This is a genomic window from Sphingomonas sp. G-3-2-10, assembly GCF_012927115.1.
Taxonomy (GTDB): Bacteria; Pseudomonadota; Alphaproteobacteria; order Sphingomonadales; family Sphingomonadaceae; genus Sphingomonas.
The window spans coordinates 2437876-2456383 of the sequence record NZ_JABBFY010000001.1 but is presented as its reverse complement, the minus strand read 5'-3'; the positions used below and the strand labels follow the sequence as shown (position 1 = coordinate 2456383).

The window sequence follows — 18508 nt, the reverse complement described above, 5'->3', positions numbered from 1 at the left end:
GCGAAGCTGAATCCGACTCTAGCGCTTCGGCTTGAACGCCAGCGCGACCCCATTCATGCAATAGCGTTTGCCGGTCGGCTTCGGCCCGTCGTCGAACACATGGCCAAGATGCCCGCCGCAGCGGCGGCACAGCACTTCCACCCGGCTCATCCCCAGGCTCCGGTCGGTCTTCGTGACCACCGCATTGCCCAGCGGCGCGTAGAAGCTGGGCCAGCCCGTGCCGCTGTCGAACTTGGTCGTCGACGAGAAGAGCGGCAGCGCGCAGCCCGCGCATTCGAATGTTCCGGCGCGATGCTCGCGGTTGAGCGGACTGGTTCCGGCATATTCGGTCGCGCCCTTGCGCAGCACATTATAGGCTTCGGGGCTCAGCCGCTTGCGCCATTCGGCGTCGCTCAGTTTGAACTCGAAATTCTGCGCGGCTTCGGCGGTCGGCGCCGGGCCGCATGCCGCGACGATCGCGCCCGCTCCGGCGGCAGTCAGGAAATTGCGGCGGCTGACATCCATGATCCAACTCCTTGCGACCCAAAGTGGGGAGCACCGGCCCCCGCGCCAAGGTCATTTGGTGACGTTGTCTGCCTCCTCGGCATGATTGCCGCGGATCGCATAGCCATTCTCGTCGACCGCGACCGGCCGATAGCGTTCCCAGTCCCTGAGTTCGTCGTTGGTTCGGCTCAGATCGAAATTCACCGGGGTCAGGCCGATCTTGAAGAAGCCCTCGCCGCCGCCGCTATTGCCGTGCGCCAGATCGCTCTCCACCCGATAGAGCACGCCCGGCCGCAATTCGCGCGGCGCGGCCTTCAGCACGAAGCAATCGGGCGTGACGCTGTAGGTTAGCGGGAAGGTCGGCTTGCGGGCCTGGCCCTGACAGCGCGGGGCCATGCTGCGCTCGATTTCCCACATCACTTCCGTGTCGTGCATCACCACGACCGAGTTCGACGCGATATCCTTGATCTTCCCGCCGAACGGCCAGCTGCCGGGGTCGTAGATCTCGAACAGGATTCGCCCGTCGCGCGCCACGGCCCTGATGACGTTCGGCGCCAGCGAGCATCCGCCCAGCGCGAGCAGCGCACCGATCACGAACAGTTTCCGCATCGTCCCTCTCCCCGGTGCGACGCGAATATCCATCGATCACTGCAAACAGGCGAGCGAAATCGCCTCAGTAATGGCTGAGCTCGACCGCCATCTTGCGATAGCCGTGGACGAAGCACGCCGCGACGCGTTCGGGCTCGCCGGTCACGTTCACACGCAGGCGGCGCTTCGCCATTTCCTCCATCAGGATGCCGATCTGCAATTCGGCCAGCCGCGCGCCGACGCAGCGATGGATGCCGTGGCCGAACGCGAGATGCCGCCGCGCATTCTCGCGCTCGACGATGATCCTGTCCGCGTCGGGGAACACGCTCTCGTCGCGATTGGCCGAGAGATACCAGAGCGCCAGCTTGTCGCCCTCGCGGATCTTCACGCCTTCCACTTCGGTGTCCTGCGTCGCGGTGCGGCGCATATGGGCGAGCGGGGTCTGCCAGCGGATGATCTCCTGCGTGGCATTGGCGATCAGGCCCGGATTGGCTTCCAGCTTGGCGCGCTCGTCCGGAAACTGGTTCAGTCCCCAGGCATAGGCGCTCATCGAATTGCGGGTGGTGTCGTTGCCGCCGACGATCAGCAGGATCAGGTTCCCGAGGAACTCCATCTGATCCATGTGGCTCATCGCATCCGAATGGATCATCATCGAGATCAGGTCCGGGGTCGGCTCCTTGCCGATCTTGCCCTGCCACAGATTGCCGAAATAGGCGGCGCATTCGAACAGGATCTCGCGGCGCTTTTCCTTCAGCACCGGGTCCTTGGCCATCTCGATATCGCCGGCCCAGTCGGACCAGTAGGTCAGCTTGCGCCGGTCCTCCCACGGAAAGTCGAACAGGATCGCCAGCATCTGGGTGGTCAGTTCGATCGAGACGCGGTCGACCCAGTCGAATTCCTCGCCCACCGGCACCGAATCGAGAATCTCGGCGGTGCGGGTGCGGATATTGTCGCTCATCCGCACCATTTCGCTGGGCGTGAAGGCGGGGGCGACGGTGCGGCGCTGGCCGGTATGTTTGGGCCGGTCCATCGCGATGAACATCGGCATCTTGATATCGCCTTCCTGCATGTCGGCGATGGTGATGCCGCCTGCCTCGGACGAGAAGACCTCGGGCAGCGATTCGATATGGACGATCGGCTTGTAGGTGGAGACCGACCAGAAGGGGCCGAAGCCGCTATGCTCCGTATAATAGACCGGCGCCTTCTCGCGCAGCTCGCGGAACGGCTCGTGCCAGGTGTCGTCGCGATACAGTTCGGGCCGGCTCATATCGAGCGGATCGACTTGTCCCTGAGTCTCGGTCGCAAGCGTCGCCATCGGGCCTCTCCACGTTTTTCCGGAGTAGGCCCTTAACTGACATGTGTGTCAATAGGGTTGCGCCGGCCGCCCGGTCAGGCGGGGCCGGCCGTTTTCTTCCGCCCGAACGGCTTGAACGGCGCATTGCCCGATTTGAGCACCCCGCGGCGGAACACCCGCGCGCCGATGGTCACGGTGATGCCGACCCACAGCAGCTGCCAGCCCAGCGCCAGCGCGTGCGGCCACAGCTCCGGCGAGTTTGCCGCGCGCCCGGCCATCGCCATCGGCGAGCTGAACGGGAAGATCTCCGACGCCAGCGCCCAGAAGCCGTCCGGGCTCGCCGCGCCGAACGACGCGAAGGCGAACATGCCGACCTGCAGGATGGTGATCGGCAGCGACAGCATCTGGATCTCGCGCTGGGTCGAGGCGAGCGCGCCGACGCTGAGGAACACCGCACCCAGCAGCATGTACGACATGGTGAAATAGCCGACGAACAACAGGACGAACATCGGCCCGCCCACGGCCGGGCCGATATCGGCGAAGCCGCGCAGCATCTCCATCGGCATCAGTTTCGCGCCATTGCCGATCAGCGTTCCCCAGAAAGCGAGGAACAGCACGGCGACGCCGAACATGCCGATCAGCTTGCCCAGAAACACGCTTTCCAGCGGGATCGCGGCGGCCAGCACTTCGATCACCTTGTTCGAACGCTCCTCGGCCATCGTGCCGACCGCCTGACCCGCGAGCAGCAGGGTAAGGAAGAAGATGCCGAACACCGCGAAATAGGCAGCCTGCCCCTTGCCGCTGGAAGACGCCTCGGCGCGAGTGATCACTTCGATGTCGGGTGCGCTGAGCCGGGCGGTGCCGCCGGCCTTTTCGGCGCGCAGCGTCTGCTCGGCGAGTTGCCCCAGATAGGCGGCCTCGCGCCAGGAATTGGTGCCGCGCAGGATGCGGGGCTTTTCCAGCGGGCCGAACATCACCGCCGCGGCTTCGAAATCCTTGCGGTCGAACATCGCGCGGGCCTGGCGCGCCGCATCGCCCTGCGGCATCTCGACGCGCAGCAGCGGCCGCGCGGTCGCGGGGAACAGCAGGCGCATCTGCTTGTCGATCTCGGTCAGCGCGGGGATTTGCCCGGCGGGTGCGATCACCACCATGCGCTGCTTGGCTTCCCCGCTGTTCGAAACGCTGTTCGCGCCAAGCCCGCCGATCAGGCCGAAGCTGAGCATGATCAGCGGCGCCAGCAGGAACAGCAGGAAGGTGGGCGTGAACACTGTCGCGGTGAAATCGCGGCGGGCGATCGTCAGCGTCTGGCGCGCGGCGCGGCGGAACTTGCTCATGCCGCATCCTCCGTCAGCGCATCGGGACCGGCGTCGCGCCCGATATCCCTCAGGGCGTCGGGGCCGACGATGCGGACGAAGGCGTCGTGCAGGCCGGGGCGCTCGATCGACAGGCCCGAAATGCCGTGCCCGGCTTCGATCAGTTTCACCAGCAGCGGCTCGATCCCTTCGCGCGGTACGTTGAAGCGCCAGCTGTCCTCGCCATCGCGCTCGGCGTCGGCGGGCAGCAGCGCGCGCAGGCCATCGGCATGATGATGCGGCGTGTAATGCGCCTTGAAGGGCAGGGTGGCGCGCGCGTCGGCGACGGTGCCTTCGAAGCGGACCTTGCCGCCGGCGATGATCGACAGCCGGTCGCACAGCCGCTCGGCATGGGCCATGACATGGGTCGAGAACAGGATCGTCGCGCCGCGGTCGCGCTGGGCGAGGATCAGCTTTTCGAGCTTCTCCTGATTGACCGGATCGAGGCCCGAAAAGGGCTCGTCGAGCACCAGCAATTCGGGTTCGTGGACGACCGATCCGAGCAGCTGGACGAGCTGGGCCATGCCCTTGGAGAGCTTGCGGATCTTTTCGTCGATCGCATGGCCGAGGCCGGCGTCGGTCAGCAGTTTCTCCGCGCGCTTGCGTCCCTCGCGCCACGGCAAGCCGCGCAGCGCGCCCATGAAGGCGATTGCGTCCCTGCACTTCATGCCGGGATAAAGGCCGCGTTCCTCGGGCAGATAGCCGACCTCGTCGCTGGCCTCGCGCGGACGGTTGCGGCCCAGCAGCATCCGCTCGCCGCCATCGGGCTCGATAATGCCAAGCAGCATGCGCAGTGTGGTGGTCTTGCCCGCGCCGTTGGGCCCGAGCACCCCGTAGATCAGCCCCTTGCGCACAGCGATGTCCACGCCATCGACCACGCGGCGATCGCCGAAGCGCTTCACCAGACCCTTGGCGCTAACGGCCAGCACGCTGCTCAAACGAAATGACTCCTTCTCTTCACTTCTGGTAGCGGGTGGGTGTGGAGCAGCACAAGTCACTCGAAGCGCAAATCAAGGTGAAGGCGGCGGAACTGGGGTTCGCCGATTGCGGGATCGCGCGCGCCGATGTCGCGCCGCAATCGGGCGCGCGGCTGCGCGAATGGCTGGCCGAGGGCAAGCACGGCTCGATGATCTGGATGGAGGAGCGCGCGCATCACCGCGAAAGCCCCGCCGGCCTGTGGCCCGAAGTGCGTTCGGTCATCTCGCTCGGCATGAGCTATGCGCCTGCCGTCGATCCGCTCGCGCTGGCCGAACAGGGCGATCGCGGGCGCATCTCGGTCTATGCGCAGGGCGCGGATTATCACGATGTGGTGAAGCGCGCGCTCAAGGCGCTGGCGCGGTGGATCGTCGAACAGTCGCCATCCGACCTGAAGGTGTTCGTCGACACCGCGCCGGTGATGGAGAAGCCGCTGGCCGAAGCGGCCGGGCTGGGCTGGCAGGGCAAGCATACCAACCTCGTCAGCCGCACCCACGGCAGCTGGTTGTTCCTCGGTGCGATCTACACCACCCTCGAGCTCGAGCCCGACCGGCGCGGGGTCGAGACCTGCGGGAGTTGCGAGGCGTGCCAGTCGGCGTGCCCGACCAATGCCTTCCCCGCGCCGTTCCGCCTCGATGCGCGACGCTGCATCTCGTATTTAACGATCGAGCATAAGGGGCCGATCCCCCACGAATTCCGCGAAGCGATGGGCAACCGCATCTATGGCTGCGACGATTGCCTCGCGGTGTGCCCGTGGAACAAGTTCGCCGCCGCCGCGCAGGCCAATCTCGCTTTCGCCCCCCGCGCGGAACTGGTCGCGCCGGAACTGTCCGAATTGCTCGCGCTGGACGATGCCGGGTTCCGGCAGGTCTTCTCCGGTTCGCCGATCAAGCGGATCGGCCGCGACCGGATGGTCCGCAACTGCCTGATCGCGGCGGGTAACAGCGGGGATGCGGGACTGGTCGAGCCGGTTCGGCGATTGCTGGCGGACGATGACGCAGTTGTACGTGAAGCAGCCGAATGGGCGCTGGCGCGGCTTACGGGCGGGGCGGCACTCGCCACAGGCTGAGCGCTACATGCTCGAACGTCTCGCTCACCTCGGGCGGCCAGTCGGGCATGGGGAAGCAATAGCCGATGATCCGCGCGCCGGGCCTGGGCTCGGCCCTTAGCCGGGGCGCCAGCATCCGGTTCACATGGCCCGCGAGATAGAGCGAGACGATGCTCGCTTCCTCCAGCCGCGTCGCGAACAGGTCTTCGCAACGGAATGCGGTCAGATCCGCGACACCGGCTTCCCGCGCCGCCGCTTCGGCCTCCGCGATCCGCGCCGCGTCGATATCCACACCGATCGCCCGCGCGCCGCGCTTTGCCGCCGCGATCACGATCCGCCCGTCGCCGCAGCCCAGATCGATCAGCGTATCGCCCGGGCCAGCCTCGGCCAGATTGAGCATCCGATCGATCACCGGCATCGGCGTCTGCCAATAGGGCGCGTCGAGATGGCCGGAGGTTCCGGCGAACGGGCCGCGCAGATCGACGCAGGCCCGGTCTTCGCTCACTGTTTCTGCAACGCGGCGACGCAGCTCGCGGGATCGATCGGGCTGCCGTCGCGCTGGCGCGCGTCGATATGCGTCACCACCGCTTCGTTGCGGCCCTTCGGGTAGAGATAGGCGTCGAGCACGCAGATCGGCCCGGCGAACTGGAGCTTGCGCCCCGCGCCTTCGGTCAGGTCGATCTGCGGCTTGCCGAAGGTCGCGATCAGCCGAGCGGCGGGCTGGCCGTGCACCCGGTCGAGCCCGGCGGCCATCGCCGTGGGCGTCACTGGTATCGGAACCGGCCCGGCCGCCCGCGCGGGGCGGGCGATCTCACCGGTCGCGCCGCCGCACGCCGCGAGGGGAAGGGCGATCAGCAGGAGGGCAAAGGCTCTCATTTGGTCTTTCCGGAATTGGTCGGACCGCGTTTGATCTGGCCGAGATGATAGGCATGGGTTGCCATCGCCGCGCCCAGGATCGGCCCCAGCAGGTTGAGCACCGGCACCAGCATCACCCCGGTGCCCACCGATCCCAGCACGAAACGGCGCAGGCTGGTGCGCCGCCGCCATTGGGGGAGCTCGCCATAGGGCATGTGCCGCGCCGCGACCATGTCGCCAAGGTCGCGCCCCAGCAGCCAGCTGTTGACGAGGAAGAAGGCGATCGCCGTCCCCACGCCGGTCACCAGCAGCACGATATAGAGCGGCGCGAACAGCAGGTTGATGAGGATGATGCGCAGCCCGGCCCGAAGTCCCATCGCCACCGAACGCGCGAAGGGCACGTCGCGTGCCATCGCATGCGCCTGGGGGTAATGTTTCGCCTCCACCGCCGCGACGACTTCGTCGGCGAAGATGCCGATCACGCCGATCGCGATCGCGCGGAACAGCAGCCACCAGGCGAACAGCATCACCACGATGGTCATGATGTCGGCGACCACCCCGCCTTCGCGGGAGATGCCGATCCACGCGCCGTAATTGTCGGTCAGCCAGTGCAGTCCCCACCACAGGCCGACCCCGGCCGCCGCGAACAGCAAAGCGGTCAGCACCAGCGACTTGAGGAACACCGCCGCCACGCGCCCGTCGAGCAATTGTCCGAAGGAAAGGAACAGGGCGTGGATCATTGCGCTCTCCTTTGCCTTCGCCTAGCGCTTTCGCGCAACCTATTTGGAGTTTCCGGTGACAGCAGCCACCTATGACGTCGTCGCGATCGGCAACGCGATCGTCGATATTCTTTCGCAGGCCGAGGATTCCTTCATCGAGGAAATCGGCGTCGCCAAGGGCTCGATGCAGCTCATGTTCTCGCCGCAGGAAGCCGATGCGCTCTATGCGAAGATGGGTCCGGGCCGCGAAGTCTCGGGCGGATCGGCCGCCAACACCGTCGCCGGCATCGCCGCGATGGGCGGCAAGTGCGCGTTTATCGGTCAGGTCGCCGACGATCAGCTCGGCACGGTCTTCGCTCATGACATCCGCGCCGCCGGCGTCGATTTCGGCACCGAAGTGCGTAGCGGAGACCCGACCACCGCGCGCTGCCTGATCTTCGTGACGCCGGACGGCCAGCGCACGATGAACACCTTCCTCGGCGCGTCGCAGTTCCTGCCGGCCAGCGCGCTCGACGAAGGCGTGATCGCCAGCGGCGCGATCCTGTATCTCGAAGGCTATCTGTGGGATCCCGAAGAGCCCCGCGCCGCGATGCGCAAGGCGATCGACATCGCCCGCGCCAATGGCCGCAAGGTCGCCTTCACGCTTTCGGACGTGTTCTGCATCTCGCGCCACGGCGGCGACTTCCGCCAGCTGATCGCGGATGGCCTGATCGACATCCTGTTCGCCAACGAGAACGAACTGCTCGCCCTGTGCGAGAAGGACGAGTTCGAAGCCGCGATCGAGCATATCTCGGGCAAGGTGCCGCTGCTGGTGGTGACCCGTTCGGAGAAGGGCGCGATCGCGCTGACCGGCGGCGAGCGTGTCGCGGTGGGTGCCGAGCCGATCGAGAAGGTCGTCGACACCACGGGCGCGGGCGATCTGTTCGCGGCGGGCTTTCTCCACGGTCAGGCCAAGGGCCTCGGTGTCGAAGCCTCGCTCCGCCTCGGCGCGATCTGCGCGGCGGAGATCATCCAGCATTACGGCGCGCGTCCCGAAGCTGACCTCAAGGCGCTGGTGGACAAGGTTCTGGGCTGAACCCGGACAAGCCGATGACGAAGAGGGCCGGGGGTAATTCCCCGGCTCTTTTCATTTGCGGTCAGCCGAAAGCCGCCACCGCTTCGGCTTCCACGCGTTTGATCCACGCATCCTTGCAGTCGCAATAATCGTCGATGCTGGCGGCATTGCGAGCCGCGCAGTCGAGCTTGAGCCGCTCATATTCTGCGGCGAGACCTGGAGTGGCGCGAAGATGGTCGCGAAACGCCAGGTGTCGCTGAATCGATGGATCGCCGCCGGCGTAGCTGTGGAAATTGACGCGGCGCTCGCCGGTATCTGGTGCCGTCAGGGTGCAATAGCGGCGGCCGGGCAGCCCATATTCCCCGCGCCATCGATAGCCGATCTTCTCCATCGCCGCGCGCGTCGTGTCGAGCCCGGTCAGGCTCTCGCCTACGCCCAGCAGGTCGATGATGGGCTTGGCGGCAATACCGGGGATCGATGTCGATCCGATATGATGGATGGTCACAGCGATCGGGATCGCGACGCGGATTCGTTCGGCTTCCGCATCGGCAAGCGCGGCCCAGTGCGGATCATGCGGCAATAGTCGGACGGCTTTGGGCATGCCTCCTTATTGACGTGAACGCTGCCTGCCTCAACCAATGAAAAAGGGCCGGGGTTTCCCCCGGCCCATTCTCGTTTGCGATGGCGCTTGCCTTACGGCTGCTCGCCGACCGGGGCGACATACTCGCCCATGTCCGGCGCATCGTCCTGATCCTCGCCCTTCTGCAGGTTCGAGTTCCAGATGCCGTACACGAAGTAGAGTACGATCCCGCCCAGCATGTACCAGACGAAGAACATCAGCACCGGCACCGGCACCGTCGTGATCAGGTAGATGCACGACAGGATGCCGAGGATCGGCGTGATCGGATAGAAGGGCACCTTGAAGCCGCGCGGCAGTTCCGGCGCCGAGCGGCGCAGGTAGATGACCGAGAGGCAGACGATCGCGAAGGCCGCGAGCGTGCCGACCGAAGTCATGTCGCCCAGCACGTTGATGTCGAAGAAGCCCGCGGCGACCGCGGTGAGCAGGCCGACGACCAGCGTGTTGACCCACGGCGTCTTGAACTTCGGGTGGACGGTCGAGAAGACCTTCGGCAGCAGGCCGTCGCGCGCCATCGTGTAGAAGATGCGCGTCTGGGCGTACATCAGCACCAGCACCACCGAGGTGAGGCCGATGATCGCGCCGATCTTGATCGTCTTCGCCAGCCACGCCCACTGCGCGCCGAAGCTGTCCACGACCACCGCGACCGGATCCGGCACGTTGAGCGAGGCATAGGGCACCAGCAGCGTCATGATCGCCGCGACGAGCATGTAGATCACGGTGCAGACGACCAGCGAACCGATGATGCCGAACGGCATGTCCTTGCCCGGATCCTTGGCTTCCTGACCCGCGGTCGAAACCGCTTCGAAGCCGATATAGGCGAAGAACACGATCGACGCGGCGCGCATGATGCCGTCCACGCCGAACTTGCCGTCACCCTGGTTCTCCGGGATGAACGGCACCCAGTGCGCGGCCGAAAGCTCGCCGAACTTCGACAGCACGATCAGGCCGCCGACGACGATGAACGCGGTGAGCACGCTAACCTTGATCGCGACGATGACGTTGTTGACCTTGGCCGATTCCGACACGCCGACGACCAGCAGCAGCGCGAGCGCGATGCAGATCAGGAAGGCGGGCAGATTGAAGATGGTGGTGACGGTCTGCCCGTCGACCAGCACCGGCGCGCCGTCCTTCATCAGGACATGACCGGCCGGACCGGTGAACTGGAGCGGTATGTGCAGCCCGAAATCGCCAAGCAGGCTGACGACATACCCCGCCCAGCCGACCGCGACCACCGAGGCCGCGATGCCATATTCGAGGAGGAGCAGCACGCCCATCACCCATGCGATGAACTCGCCGAGCGTGGTGTAGCCATAGGTATAGGCGGAGCCGGAAACCGGCAGCGTCGAGGAAAGCTCGGCATAGCAAAGGCCTGCAAAGGCGCAGACGATGCCGGCGACGACGAACGAAAGCAGCACGGCGGGGCCGGCATGGAGCGCCGCGGCGCTGCCGGTGCGGACGAAGATGCCCGCGCCGATGATGCAGCCGATGCCCAGCAGCAGCAGATTCCACTTGCCGAGCGTGCGTTTCAATTCGCTGGATGCAGTTTCGCGCTGCACTTGCGCGATGGACTTGCGGGCGAACATGCGCCCCACAATTCCCTTATTAGGTGCTGATGCCATGAGGTTCCCCCTGTCCGGATACGCGTTCCGGAATGATGATTGGGGCGAAACCTAACCGCAAATCGAAGGGGCGCAATAATTTTATAACAGTTGCGCGGCGGCTCAGCGCATCAGCATCGGCCCCAGCCGCTTGCCCGCGAACAGGTGGACATGAAGGTGCGGCACCTCCTGCCCCCCGTCGGCGCCGATATTGGCGAGCAGCCGGTAACCCGGCTCGACCATCCCCGCTTCGCGCGCGATGACGCCCACTGCGCGGACGAACCCGGCGATCTCGGCGTCGCTGCCCTTTGCCGAGAAATCGTCCCACGACACGTAAGGCCCCTTGGGAATCACCAGGATATGGTGCGGCGCCTGAGGGTTGATGTCGTGAAAGGCGAGGGCGTGTTCATCCTCATAGACGCGTTTCGACGGAATCTCGCCGCGCAGGATCTTCGCGAAGATGTTGTTGGGATCGTAAGGCTGGGTGGCGTCAATCGGCATGTCGGCTGGCCTTCTCGTCGAGTCCCGAAACGCCCTCGCGCCGCACCAGCTCCGCGCGGACATCGTCGAGCGTCAGGCCGGCGTCGGCGAGGAGGACGAGCAGGTGGAACAGCAGGTCCGCGGCTTCGCTGGTCAGCGCGATCGGATCGTTCTGGATCGCCGCGATCACGGTTTCGGTGGCTTCCTCGCCCAGCTTCTGCGCGACCTTGGCGCGGCCCTTCGACGTCAGCTTGGCGACATAGGAAGAGGCCGGATCGCCGGTGCGGCGTTCGCGGATGACGAGTTCGAGGGCGTTCAGCGGATCCATGATTTCCGGCTGAGCGAGCCGGGCGATCCTGTCAATCCTGCGCTTCGGCTTTGGCCTTGCGGAACTTCGCGCGCATCGCCCGGCGGACGAACCACACACCGAACACCGCGCAGGCGAACAGAGCGAAGTCGGACAGCTCGGGCATCGATCGCGTGCCCGCGACGCCGCTATGCGCGTCTTCGGCGAAGGCGGGGGCGGCGATCAGCAGGGGCAGGACGTAGCGGAGCATAGCGGCGTCATAGCGCGCCGGTCGCCACGAAATCGTTAAGCGCGAACCGGAATCCCCGCTGCCGCCAGCGCGGCATGGGCGTCGGCGATGCTCGCTTCGCCGAAATGGAAGATCGAGGCGGCAAGCACTGCGCTGGCATGGCCGTCGCGAATGCCCTCGACCAGATGCTGGAGATTGCCCACGCCACCCGACGCGACCACCGGCACGGTCACCTGATCGGCGATGGTGCGGATCAGCTCGAGATCATAGCCGTCGCGGGTCCCGTCGCGGTCCATCGAGGTGACAAGGATCTCCCCCGCGCCCAAGCGCGCGAGGTTCAGCGCATGCTCGACCGCGTCGATTCCCGTCGCGCGGCGGCCACCATGCGTGAAGACTTCCCAACGCCCCTGGCTGCGCCGCGCATCGACCGAAGCGACGACGCACTGGCTGCCCATCCGGTCGGCGATCTCGGCCACGACCTCGGGCCGCGAGACGGCGGCGGAATTGACCGCCACCTTGTCCGCGCCCGCCAGCAACAGCGCGCGCGCATCGTCGACGCTGCGCACTCCGCCGCCCACGGTCAGCGGCATGAAGCACACCTCGGCGGTGCGGCGCACGACATCGACGATCGTGTCGCGGCCCTCATGGCTGGCGCCGATATCGAGGAAGCACAGCTCGTCCGCGCCGGCCGCGTCATAGGCGCGGGCCTGTTCGACCGGATCGCCCGCGTCGATCAGATCGACGAAGTTGACGCCCTTCACCACGCGTCCGTTGGACACGTCGAGGCATGGGATGACGCGCGCGCGGACGGTCACAAAGCGCTCTCCCCTCCGGGGAGAGGGTTGGGAGAGGGGAAGTGCGGGCAGGTCACGGTTCTTGCCCCTCTCCCCGACCCTCTTCCCGGAGGGGAGAGGGAGAAGAAGCCGCAGCCTCGATCGCTTCACGCAACCCCAGCCGCCCGTCATACAGCGCCCGGCCGGTGATGACGCCTTCGATCCCGTCTGCCACATGCGGGCGGAGCAGTTCGATGTCGCGCACATCGGTCACGCCGCCGCTGGCGATGACGGGAATCGACACTGCGCGGGCCAGCGCCACGGTTGCCTCGACATTGCAGCCCTTGAGCAGCCCGTCGCGGCCGACATCGGTGAAGAGCAGGGCGGCGACGCCGGCATCCTCGAACCGCTTCGCCAGTTCGACCACGCTGACGGTGGACACATCGGCCCAGCCGCGCGTCGCGACCATGCCATCGCGCGCATCGACCGCGACGACGATCCGGCCGGGATTGTCGCGTGCGGCTTCGCGGACCAGTTCGGGATTTTCGAGCGCTGCGGTGCCGATCACCACGCGATTGACGCCCAGATCGAGCCAATGTTCGACCGATTCGCGCGACCGGATGCCGCCGCCCAACTGGACCTTGCCGGCGAACGCCTGGAGGATTGCGCCCACCGCCGCGCCGTTGACCGATTCACCCGCGAACGCACCGTCGAGGTCCACCACATGGAGATGGCTCGCGCCGGCGGCCATGAAGGCGGCGGCCTGCGCGGCGGGATCGTCGCCATAGACGGTCGCGCGATCCATATCGCCTTCGGCGAGACGCACCACCTGTCCGCCCTTCAGGTCGATGGCGGGGAAAACGATCAGGGGCGCCATGCGAGAAACCTTTCCATCAGTGCGATGCCGTAGCGCTGGCTCTTTTCGGGGTGGAACTGGACGCCGATCATATTGTTGCGGCCGATCGCGGCGGTGACGGTGCCGCCATGATCGGTCGTTGCCAGCACATGCTCGCCCTCAAAGGCGAAGCTGTGCAGGAAATAGGCTTCGCCGCGCTCGATCAGCGGGTGATCGGCAACCGGCACGACATCGTTCCAGCCCATATGCGGCACGCGAACGCCGGGCGAGGGGGGCAGGGCGCGGACGGTGCCCGCGATCCAGCCAAGCCCCTGATGCACGCCGAGTTCCTCGCCGGTATCGGCCATCAGCTGCATACCGACACAGACGCCGAGGAAGGGCGCGCCGTCGCGACGTACGCGCCGGTCGAGCGCATCGGTCATGCCTTCGATCCCGCGCAGCCCGCTGGCGCACGCGCCGAACGCGCCGACGCCGGGCAGCACGACGCGGTCCGCGCGCAGCACCGCGGCCGGGTCCGCCGTCACATCGATATCGGAAGCTCCCGCTGCCTTGAGCGCATTATGGACCGAATGGAGGTTGCCCGCGCCGTAATCGATCAGCGCGATGGTCATTCCTTGAGCGCCGAAAGTCCGGGCGCGAGGAACGAGGTGTTGAACTCAACCACCTCGGCGGTCGCGACGCCACGCAGCACGAACGGATCGCTCCCCGCCCATACTTCGGCTGCCTCGCGGCTTTCGCTTCGCGCGATCAGCACACCGCCGGTGCGCGGCACCTGCCGTCCGGCGATCAGCAGCGTGCCGTCGGCAAGCCCGGCCTTCAGCCATTCGACATGCTCGGGAAGGCAGGCATCCACTTCGGCAAGGTCCGCGACGTAGGTGAGCAGCACGACGAACATCACAGCACACCCTTGGTGCTGGGGATCACGCCGGCCTTGCGCGGATCGATCTCCACCGCTTCGCGCAGTGCACGGGCGAGGCCCTTGAACGCGCTTTCCGCGATGTGGTGATTATTGGTGCCGTACAAAGTCTCGACGTGCAGCGTGATGCCCGCCGCCTGCGCGAACGACTGGAACCAGTGCTCGAACATCTCGGTGTCCATCTCCCCCAGCTTCTTCTGGCTGAACTCGGTCTTGAACACGGTGTAGGGGCGCCCGGAAATGTCGATCGCGACGCGGGTCAGCGTCTCGTCCATCGGCGAGAGCGCGTCGGCGTAGCGGCGGATGCCGCGCTTGTCGCCCAGCGCCTGCGCCACGGCTTCGCCGATCGCGATGCCGGTATCCTCAACGGTGTGGTGCTGATCGATATGCAGATCTCCGACCGTCTTCACATCGAGATCGATCAGCGAATGCTTGGCGAGTTGCTCCAGCATATGATCGAAAAAGCCGATTCCAGTCGAAATCCGGTAATTTCCGGTTCCATCGAGATTCACGGAGACGTCGATCGAAGTCTCGCTCGTCTTGCGGCTGATCGTGGCGGTACGCATGCCGCCCCCATAGCGCCCATGTCATCCTGCGCAAAATAGCGTTGCTTGGCCGCGAACAAGCTCGTGCGTTCGACCCGCTTGACCCGATGGCGCGAACCGCTACCCAAGGGGCCATGACCGGTACCGTGCCCGACAGTTTGATTCCCTATGACGAGATCGTGCAGGAGGCCCTGCGCGCAGTTGTCGGCCGTGTTCTCGGCTCTGTTGCGTCCAGCCAGGCCCTGCCCGGCACGCACCATTTTTATATCACCTTCAAGACCCAGGTCCCCGGTGTCGAAATTCCGCAGCGGCTGATCGAGCGCTTCCCGGACGAGATGACCATCGTCCTCCAGCACAAATTCTGGGACCTGCGGGTCGATGACGAACGCTTCTCGGTCGGCCTGACCTTCAATCAGGTGCCCGCGACGCTGAACATCCCCTTCTCGGCGATCACCGGCTTCCACGATCCGGCTGTCAATTTCGAACTGCGCTTCCAGGCGCAGGAAGGCCCGGACGAGCCCGAGCCGCACGACGAGGCCGAGAATGACGGCCCGACGATCACGCCGGCCGACGATGGCTCGAACGTCGTCTCGGTGGATTTCAAGCGGAAGAAGTGATCCGGCGCTGATTGCCCGGCGGCTGTTGGAGGGGGATTGATCGTTCCATGCCCGGCAGCCAGGATTTCGCTCCCGATCCGCGCAACGCGAATCTGCTCGTCCATCTGAACGGCGCGCTCGTGCCGACCGGGGAGGCACGCGTCTCGATCTTCGACGCGGGGTTCGGGATGGGCGACGGGGTGTGGGAGGGGCTGAGGCTGCACAAGCGCGCCCTGCTGTTCCTCGATGCGCATCTCGACCGGCTCTATGCGGGCGCGGCGGCGATCAGGATCGATGTCGGCCTGACCCGCGACGAGATGCGGGCGGCGCTGCGCGAACTGATCGTCGCCAATGGCATGACCGATGGCGGGCATCTTCGCCTGATGGTCACGCGCGGGCTGAAGGCGACGATCAATCAGGATCCGCGAAACGCGCTGGGCCGCGCCACGCTGGCGATCACCGCCGAATACAAGACCAAGCCGCCGCTGCCCGGTGGCGGTCTCGCGCTGCGCAGCGTCACCACGCGGACTTCGCGGCCCGATACGTTCGACATGCGGCTCAATTCGCACAGCCGCCTCAACCTGATCCGCGCGCTGATCGAAGCGATCGACATCGATCCCGAGGCCGACGAAGCGCTGATGCTCGATCCGCACGGGCAAGTGGCGAGCTGCAACGCGACCAACTTCTTTTGGGTGCGCGACGGGCGGGTGGAGACCTCGACCGGCAGCTACTGCTTCAACGGCATCACCCGCGACAACGTCATCGCCGCGTGCCGCGCGGGCGCCGCGCCGGTGCTCGAATGCAGCGTCCCGCTGCGCCACGTCCTCGCCGCCGAGGAAGCCTTCGTCACCGGCACGATGGGCGGGATCACGCCGGTCCGCTCGATCGACGGCCAGAAGATGCGGCAGGTGAACGGTCCGGTGACGCGGGCGATCGCCGCTGCCTATGAAGCCATGAAGGACGCGGACGCCGCCGCGAATCCGCTTCTGTGACTGTGCGCATTGCCATGTGGTCTGGCCCCCGCAACATCTCGACCGCGATGATGCGCGCGTTCGAGAATCGCGACGATACTGACGTCAGCGACGAGCCTTTCTATGCCGCCTTCCTCGCGAAGACGGGCGCGCAACATCCGATGTTCGAGGAAGTGATCGCCTCGCAACCCAATGACTGGCGCGAGGTCGCCGATGCGATGACCGGCCCGGCGCCCGGCGGCAGCCCGGTCTGGTATCAGAAGCAGATGTGCCACCACATGCTGCCCGAATTCGGGCTCGACTGGATGGATGCCTGCACCAATGCCTTCCTGATCCGTCCGCCCGAACAGGTGCTGGCGTCGTACCTCGCCAAGCGCACCGTGGTGACACTCGACGATATCGGCGTGGTCCGCCAGAACGAGATCTTCGATCGCGTCGCCGAACGGACGGGCAAGGCGCCGCCGGTGATCGAGGGCAGCGACGTGCTGGCCGATCCCCGCGCCGCGCTTTCCGCCCTGTGCGATGCGCTGGGCATTCCCTTTTCGGAGAAGATGCTGAGCTGGCCGGCGGGCCGCCGCGCATCGGACGGGGTGTGGGCACCGGCATGGTATGATGCGGTCGAGCGGTCGACCGGCTTCAATCCGCCCGCGCGGCTGGCGACGTTCGACGACCTGCCCGATGCGCTCAAGCCCGTCGCGGAGGCGGCGCGGCCCTATTACGAGCGGATGGCCCAACACAAACTTGCTTGATCCCGCGCCGGTGCGCGGCCAAGGGAGCGGCCAAATCTGCCCCAATCCGGCGTTGCCTATGGAGAGCCATGTGACCAGCACCCGCACCGAAACCGATTCGATCGGCGCGATCGAAGTTCCCGCGGATTGCTATTGGGGCGCACAGACCCAGCGCTCGATCGAGAATTTCCCGTTCGGTTCGCAGGAGCGGATGCCGCTGGGCATCGTCCATGCCCAGGCGATCGTGAAGCAGGCCGCCGCGCGCGTGAACCGCAAGCATGGCATGGATGCCAAGATCGCCGACGCCATCGAATCGGCGGCGCAGGAGATCGTTGCGGGCACGCTGGACGATCAGTTTCCGCTGGTGATCTGGCAGACGGGCAGCGGCACCCAGACCAACATGAACGTCAACGAAGTGATCGCGGGCCGTGCCAATTTCGTGCTGGCGGGCACCAAGGGCGGCAAGTCGCCGGTGCATCCGAACGACCATGTGAACATGAGCCAGTCGTCCAACGACAGCTTCCCGACCGCGCTGCACGTCGCGGCGGTGGTCGCGACCTACAAGACGCTGATCCCCGCGCTCGACCAGCTGACCGCGTCGCTGGTCGCCAAGGCCGAGGCCTGGGATCACATCATCAAGATCGGCCGCACCCACACGCAGGATGCGACCCCGCTGACGCTGGGGCAGGAATTTGGTGGTTATGCGGCGCAGCTCATCAGCGCCAAGGCGCGGATCGAGGGTGCGCTGAACGGGAACCTGCGCAAGCTCGCCATCGGCGGCACCGCGGTCGGCACCGGGCTGAACGCGCCGGAGGGCTGGGCCGAGGATATGTCGGCGGCGATCAGTGACATCGCCGGTCAGGCATTCGAGCCCGCGCCGAACAAGTTCGAGCAATTGGCGGCCAAGGACGGCCTCGTCTTCTTCTCGGGCGCGCTCAGCACGCTGGCGGTGGCGCTCAACAAGATCGCCAACGATATCCGCTTCCTCGGCTCCGGGCCGCGTTCGGGTCTCGGCGAGCTGTCGCTCCCGGCCAACGAACCGGGCAGCTCGATCATGCCGGGCAAGGTCAATCCGACCCAGTGCGAATCGCTGACGATGGTCGCGGCGCAGGTGATCGGCAACAATCAGGCCGTCACCGTCGGCGGGATGCAGGGCCATTTCGAGCTCAACGTGTTCATGCCGCTGATCGGTGCGAACGTGCTGCGCTCGATCGACCTGCTGTCGGTCGGCATGGTCAGCTTTGCCGAGCGCTGCGTCGACGGGATCGAGGCGAACGAGGCGCAGATCAAGGATCTGGTCGATCGCTCGCTGATGCTGGTGACGGCGCTGGCGCCCGCGATCGGTTACGACAATTCGGCCAAGATCGCGAAGTACGCGCACGAAAAGGGTCAGACGCTGAAGGAAGCGGGCCTCGAACTCGGCCTCGTCGATGAAGCGACCTTCGACCAATATGTCCGCCCCGAGACGATGATCGGCCGGTAAAGGAACTTGTGACCGTCT

At 66.1% G+C, this 18508-nt stretch carries 24 protein-coding genes; 6 read left to right on the top strand and 18 right to left on the bottom strand.

Translation table 11 applies throughout. The annotated features are described in order from the left end of the window. Nucleotides 1-18: 18 nt before the first annotated feature. The 5 genes from msrB to HHL13_RS12440 all read right to left on the bottom strand — a co-directional run bounded on the left by msrB (nucleotide 19) and on the right by HHL13_RS12440 (nucleotide 4655). Complete coding sequence (gene msrB, locus HHL13_RS12460; protein WP_169555968.1) at nucleotides 19-504, bottom strand: peptide-methionine (R)-S-oxide reductase MsrB; 486 nt, start codon at nucleotides 502-504, stop codon at nucleotides 19-21. Nucleotides 505-555: 51 nt separating this feature from the next. Continuing rightward, nucleotides 556-1092 carry a hypothetical protein gene (locus HHL13_RS12455; RefSeq protein WP_169555967.1) on the bottom strand — a complete coding sequence of 179 codons (537 nt, stop codon included), beginning with the start codon at nucleotides 1090-1092 and terminating at the stop codon, nucleotides 556-558. Between the two features lie 64 nt (nucleotides 1093-1156). Next, nucleotides 1157-2386, bottom strand: a complete 1230-nt coding sequence (locus HHL13_RS12450) for a cytochrome P450 (protein ID WP_169555966.1) — start codon at nucleotides 2384-2386, stop codon at nucleotides 1157-1159. Nucleotides 2387-2460: 74 nt separating this feature from the next. Beyond that, nucleotides 2461-3699: an ABC transporter permease gene (locus tag HHL13_RS12445; RefSeq protein ID WP_169555965.1), complete on the bottom strand. Its 1239-nt coding sequence runs from the start codon at nucleotides 3697-3699 to the stop codon at nucleotides 2461-2463. Further along, the gene (locus HHL13_RS12440; protein WP_169555964.1) at nucleotides 3696-4655 is read right to left on the bottom strand and encodes an ATP-binding cassette domain-containing protein; all 960 of its coding nucleotides are present in this window, start codon (nucleotides 4653-4655) and stop codon (nucleotides 3696-3698) included. Before HHL13_RS12440 ends, HHL13_RS12445 begins: the two co-directional genes overlap by 4 nt. A gap of 41 nt (nucleotides 4656-4696) precedes the next feature. Between HHL13_RS12440 and queG the strand changes: the two genes are divergently transcribed. After that, the gene (queG, locus tag HHL13_RS12435; RefSeq protein WP_169555963.1) at nucleotides 4697-5761 is read left to right on the top strand and encodes a tRNA epoxyqueuosine(34) reductase QueG; all 1065 of its coding nucleotides are present in this window, start codon (nucleotides 4697-4699) and stop codon (nucleotides 5759-5761) included. Here the strand turns inward: queG and HHL13_RS12430 are convergent. The 3 genes from HHL13_RS12430 to HHL13_RS12420 are packed head-to-tail and all read right to left on the bottom strand — an operon-like array spanning nucleotide 5730 to nucleotide 7335. Next, the gene (locus HHL13_RS12430) at nucleotides 5730-6245 is read right to left on the bottom strand and encodes a methyltransferase domain-containing protein (RefSeq protein ID WP_169555962.1); all 516 of its coding nucleotides are present in this window, start codon (nucleotides 6243-6245) and stop codon (nucleotides 5730-5732) included. The genes queG and HHL13_RS12430 overlap by 32 nt on opposite strands. Continuing rightward, nucleotides 6242-6616 (bottom strand): hypothetical protein, encoded by a 375-nt coding sequence (locus HHL13_RS12425; protein WP_169555961.1) that lies wholly within the window; start codon nucleotides 6614-6616, stop codon nucleotides 6242-6244. The genes HHL13_RS12430 and HHL13_RS12425 overlap by 4 nt, the downstream gene beginning before the upstream one ends. Then, on the bottom strand, nucleotides 6613-7335 hold the full coding sequence (locus HHL13_RS12420; RefSeq protein WP_169555960.1) for an EI24 domain-containing protein: 723 nt from the start codon (nucleotides 7333-7335) through the stop codon (nucleotides 6613-6615). The genes HHL13_RS12425 and HHL13_RS12420 overlap by 4 nt, the downstream gene beginning before the upstream one ends. A gap of 55 nt (nucleotides 7336-7390) precedes the next feature. On the opposite strand from HHL13_RS12420, the gene HHL13_RS12415 reads away from it, so the two are divergent. Further along, nucleotides 7391-8389 (top strand): adenosine kinase, encoded by a 999-nt coding sequence (locus HHL13_RS12415; RefSeq protein ID WP_169555959.1) that lies wholly within the window; start codon nucleotides 7391-7393, stop codon nucleotides 8387-8389. Nucleotides 8390-8450: 61 nt separating this feature from the next. Here HHL13_RS12415 and HHL13_RS12410 read toward each other — a convergent pair whose 3' ends face one another. The 10 genes from HHL13_RS12410 to hisB form a co-directional block, all read right to left on the bottom strand. Beyond that, entirely contained in the window at nucleotides 8451-8969 is a 519-nt protein-coding gene (locus tag HHL13_RS12410; protein ID WP_169555958.1) for a GrpB family protein, read from the bottom strand. Nucleotides 8970-9061: 92 nt separating this feature from the next. Next, complete coding sequence (locus HHL13_RS12405) at nucleotides 9062-10591, bottom strand: amino acid permease (RefSeq protein ID WP_240953701.1); 1530 nt, start codon at nucleotides 10589-10591, stop codon at nucleotides 9062-9064. Between the two features lie 138 nt (nucleotides 10592-10729). After that, on the bottom strand, nucleotides 10730-11107 hold the full coding sequence (locus tag HHL13_RS12400; protein ID WP_169555956.1) for a histidine triad nucleotide-binding protein: 378 nt from the start codon (nucleotides 11105-11107) through the stop codon (nucleotides 10730-10732). Then, a complete protein-coding gene (locus HHL13_RS12395; RefSeq protein WP_206376913.1) occupies nucleotides 11097-11414 on the bottom strand; it encodes a phosphoribosyl-ATP diphosphatase in 318 nt (105 codons plus the stop codon). Before HHL13_RS12395 ends, HHL13_RS12400 begins: the two co-directional genes overlap by 11 nt. 31 nt (nucleotides 11415-11445) lie before the next feature. After that, nucleotides 11446-11643 carry a hypothetical protein gene (locus HHL13_RS12390; RefSeq protein ID WP_169553744.1) on the bottom strand — a complete coding sequence of 66 codons (198 nt, stop codon included), beginning with the start codon at nucleotides 11641-11643 and terminating at the stop codon, nucleotides 11446-11448. A gap of 35 nt (nucleotides 11644-11678) precedes the next feature. Continuing rightward, nucleotides 11679-12437, bottom strand: coding sequence for an imidazole glycerol phosphate synthase subunit HisF (hisF, locus tag HHL13_RS12385; RefSeq protein WP_169555955.1), 759 nt, complete (start codon nucleotides 12435-12437; stop codon nucleotides 11679-11681). Between the two features lie 52 nt (nucleotides 12438-12489). After that, nucleotides 12490-13272, bottom strand: a complete 783-nt coding sequence (gene hisA, locus HHL13_RS12380; protein WP_169555954.1) for a 1-(5-phosphoribosyl)-5-[(5-phosphoribosylamino)methylideneamino]imidazole-4-carboxamide isomerase — start codon at nucleotides 13270-13272, stop codon at nucleotides 12490-12492. Beyond that, nucleotides 13260-13862, bottom strand: a complete 603-nt coding sequence (hisH, locus tag HHL13_RS12375; protein WP_169555953.1) for an imidazole glycerol phosphate synthase subunit HisH — start codon at nucleotides 13860-13862, stop codon at nucleotides 13260-13262. The genes hisA and hisH overlap by 13 nt, the downstream gene beginning before the upstream one ends. After that, nucleotides 13859-14146: a YciI family protein gene (locus HHL13_RS12370; RefSeq protein ID WP_169555952.1), complete on the bottom strand. Its 288-nt coding sequence runs from the start codon at nucleotides 14144-14146 to the stop codon at nucleotides 13859-13861. Before HHL13_RS12370 ends, hisH begins: the two co-directional genes overlap by 4 nt. Beyond that, complete coding sequence (hisB, locus tag HHL13_RS12365; RefSeq protein ID WP_169555951.1) at nucleotides 14146-14733, bottom strand: imidazoleglycerol-phosphate dehydratase HisB; 588 nt, start codon at nucleotides 14731-14733, stop codon at nucleotides 14146-14148. Before hisB ends, HHL13_RS12370 begins: the two co-directional genes overlap by 1 nt. 113 nt (nucleotides 14734-14846) lie before the next feature. Between hisB and HHL13_RS12360 the strand changes: the two genes are divergently transcribed. The 4 genes from HHL13_RS12360 (at nucleotide 14847) to fumC (ending at nucleotide 18490) form a co-directional block, all read left to right on the top strand. Next, the gene (locus tag HHL13_RS12360) at nucleotides 14847-15329 is read left to right on the top strand and encodes a ClpXP protease specificity-enhancing factor SspB (protein WP_169555950.1); all 483 of its coding nucleotides are present in this window, start codon (nucleotides 14847-14849) and stop codon (nucleotides 15327-15329) included. A gap of 47 nt (nucleotides 15330-15376) precedes the next feature. Beyond that, nucleotides 15377-16300: an aminotransferase class IV gene (locus HHL13_RS12355; RefSeq protein ID WP_169555949.1), complete on the top strand. Its 924-nt coding sequence runs from the start codon at nucleotides 15377-15379 to the stop codon at nucleotides 16298-16300. Nucleotides 16301-16314: 14 nt separating this feature from the next. Next, nucleotides 16315-17028: an HAD family hydrolase gene (locus HHL13_RS12350; protein ID WP_169555948.1), complete on the top strand. Its 714-nt coding sequence runs from the start codon at nucleotides 16315-16317 to the stop codon at nucleotides 17026-17028. A gap of 70 nt (nucleotides 17029-17098) precedes the next feature. Next, nucleotides 17099-18490 (top strand): class II fumarate hydratase, encoded by a 1392-nt coding sequence (gene fumC / locus HHL13_RS12345; RefSeq protein WP_169555947.1) that lies wholly within the window; start codon nucleotides 17099-17101, stop codon nucleotides 18488-18490. The last annotated feature ends 18 nt before the right edge of the window (nucleotides 18491-18508 follow it).

What these genes read in the sequence shown, in the direction of transcription:
- HHL13_RS12455 (WP_169555967.1), bottom strand. Translation starts at nt 1,092, where the DNA reads ATGCGGAAACTGTTCGTGATCGGTGCGCTGCTCGCGCTGGGCGGATGC.
- HHL13_RS12355 (WP_169555949.1), top strand. Translation starts at nt 15,377, where the DNA reads ATGCCCGGCAGCCAGGATTTCGCTCCCGATCCGCGCAACGCGAATCTG.
- hisH (WP_169555953.1), bottom strand. Translation starts at nt 13,862, where the DNA reads ATGACCATCGCGCTGATCGATTACGGCGCGGGCAACCTCCATTCGGTC.
- HHL13_RS12395 (WP_206376913.1), bottom strand. Translation starts at nt 11,414, where the DNA reads ATGGATCCGCTGAACGCCCTCGAACTCGTCATCCGCGAACGCCGCACC.
- HHL13_RS12450 (WP_169555966.1), bottom strand. Translation starts at nt 2,386, where the DNA reads ATGGCGACGCTTGCGACCGAGACTCAGGGACAAGTCGATCCGCTCGAT.
- hisA (WP_169555954.1), bottom strand. Translation starts at nt 13,272, where the DNA reads ATGGCGCCCCTGATCGTTTTCCCCGCCATCGACCTGAAGGGCGGACAG.
- HHL13_RS12410 (WP_169555958.1), bottom strand. Translation starts at nt 8,969, where the DNA reads ATGCCCAAAGCCGTCCGACTATTGCCGCATGATCCGCACTGGGCCGCG.
- HHL13_RS12400 (WP_169555956.1), bottom strand. Translation starts at nt 11,107, where the DNA reads ATGCCGATTGACGCCACCCAGCCTTACGATCCCAACAACATCTTCGCG.
- HHL13_RS12350 (WP_169555948.1), top strand. Translation starts at nt 16,315, where the DNA reads ATGTGGTCTGGCCCCCGCAACATCTCGACCGCGATGATGCGCGCGTTC.
- HHL13_RS12360 (WP_169555950.1), top strand. Translation starts at nt 14,847, where the DNA reads ATGACCGGTACCGTGCCCGACAGTTTGATTCCCTATGACGAGATCGTG.
- HHL13_RS12370 (WP_169555952.1), bottom strand. Translation starts at nt 14,146, where the DNA reads ATGTTCGTCGTGCTGCTCACCTACGTCGCGGACCTTGCCGAAGTGGAT.
- hisB (WP_169555951.1), bottom strand. Translation starts at nt 14,733, where the DNA reads ATGCGTACCGCCACGATCAGCCGCAAGACGAGCGAGACTTCGATCGAC.
- HHL13_RS12405 (WP_240953701.1), bottom strand. Translation starts at nt 10,591, where the DNA reads ATGTTCGCCCGCAAGTCCATCGCGCAAGTGCAGCGCGAAACTGCATCC.
- HHL13_RS12390 (WP_169553744.1), bottom strand. Translation starts at nt 11,643, where the DNA reads ATGCTCCGCTACGTCCTGCCCCTGCTGATCGCCGCCCCCGCCTTCGCC.
- HHL13_RS12425 (WP_169555961.1), bottom strand. Translation starts at nt 6,616, where the DNA reads ATGAGAGCCTTTGCCCTCCTGCTGATCGCCCTTCCCCTCGCGGCGTGC.
- msrB (WP_169555968.1), bottom strand. Translation starts at nt 504, where the DNA reads ATGGATGTCAGCCGCCGCAATTTCCTGACTGCCGCCGGAGCGGGCGCG.
- HHL13_RS12445 (WP_169555965.1), bottom strand. Translation starts at nt 3,699, where the DNA reads ATGAGCAAGTTCCGCCGCGCCGCGCGCCAGACGCTGACGATCGCCCGC.
- HHL13_RS12420 (WP_169555960.1), bottom strand. Translation starts at nt 7,335, where the DNA reads ATGATCCACGCCCTGTTCCTTTCCTTCGGACAATTGCTCGACGGGCGC.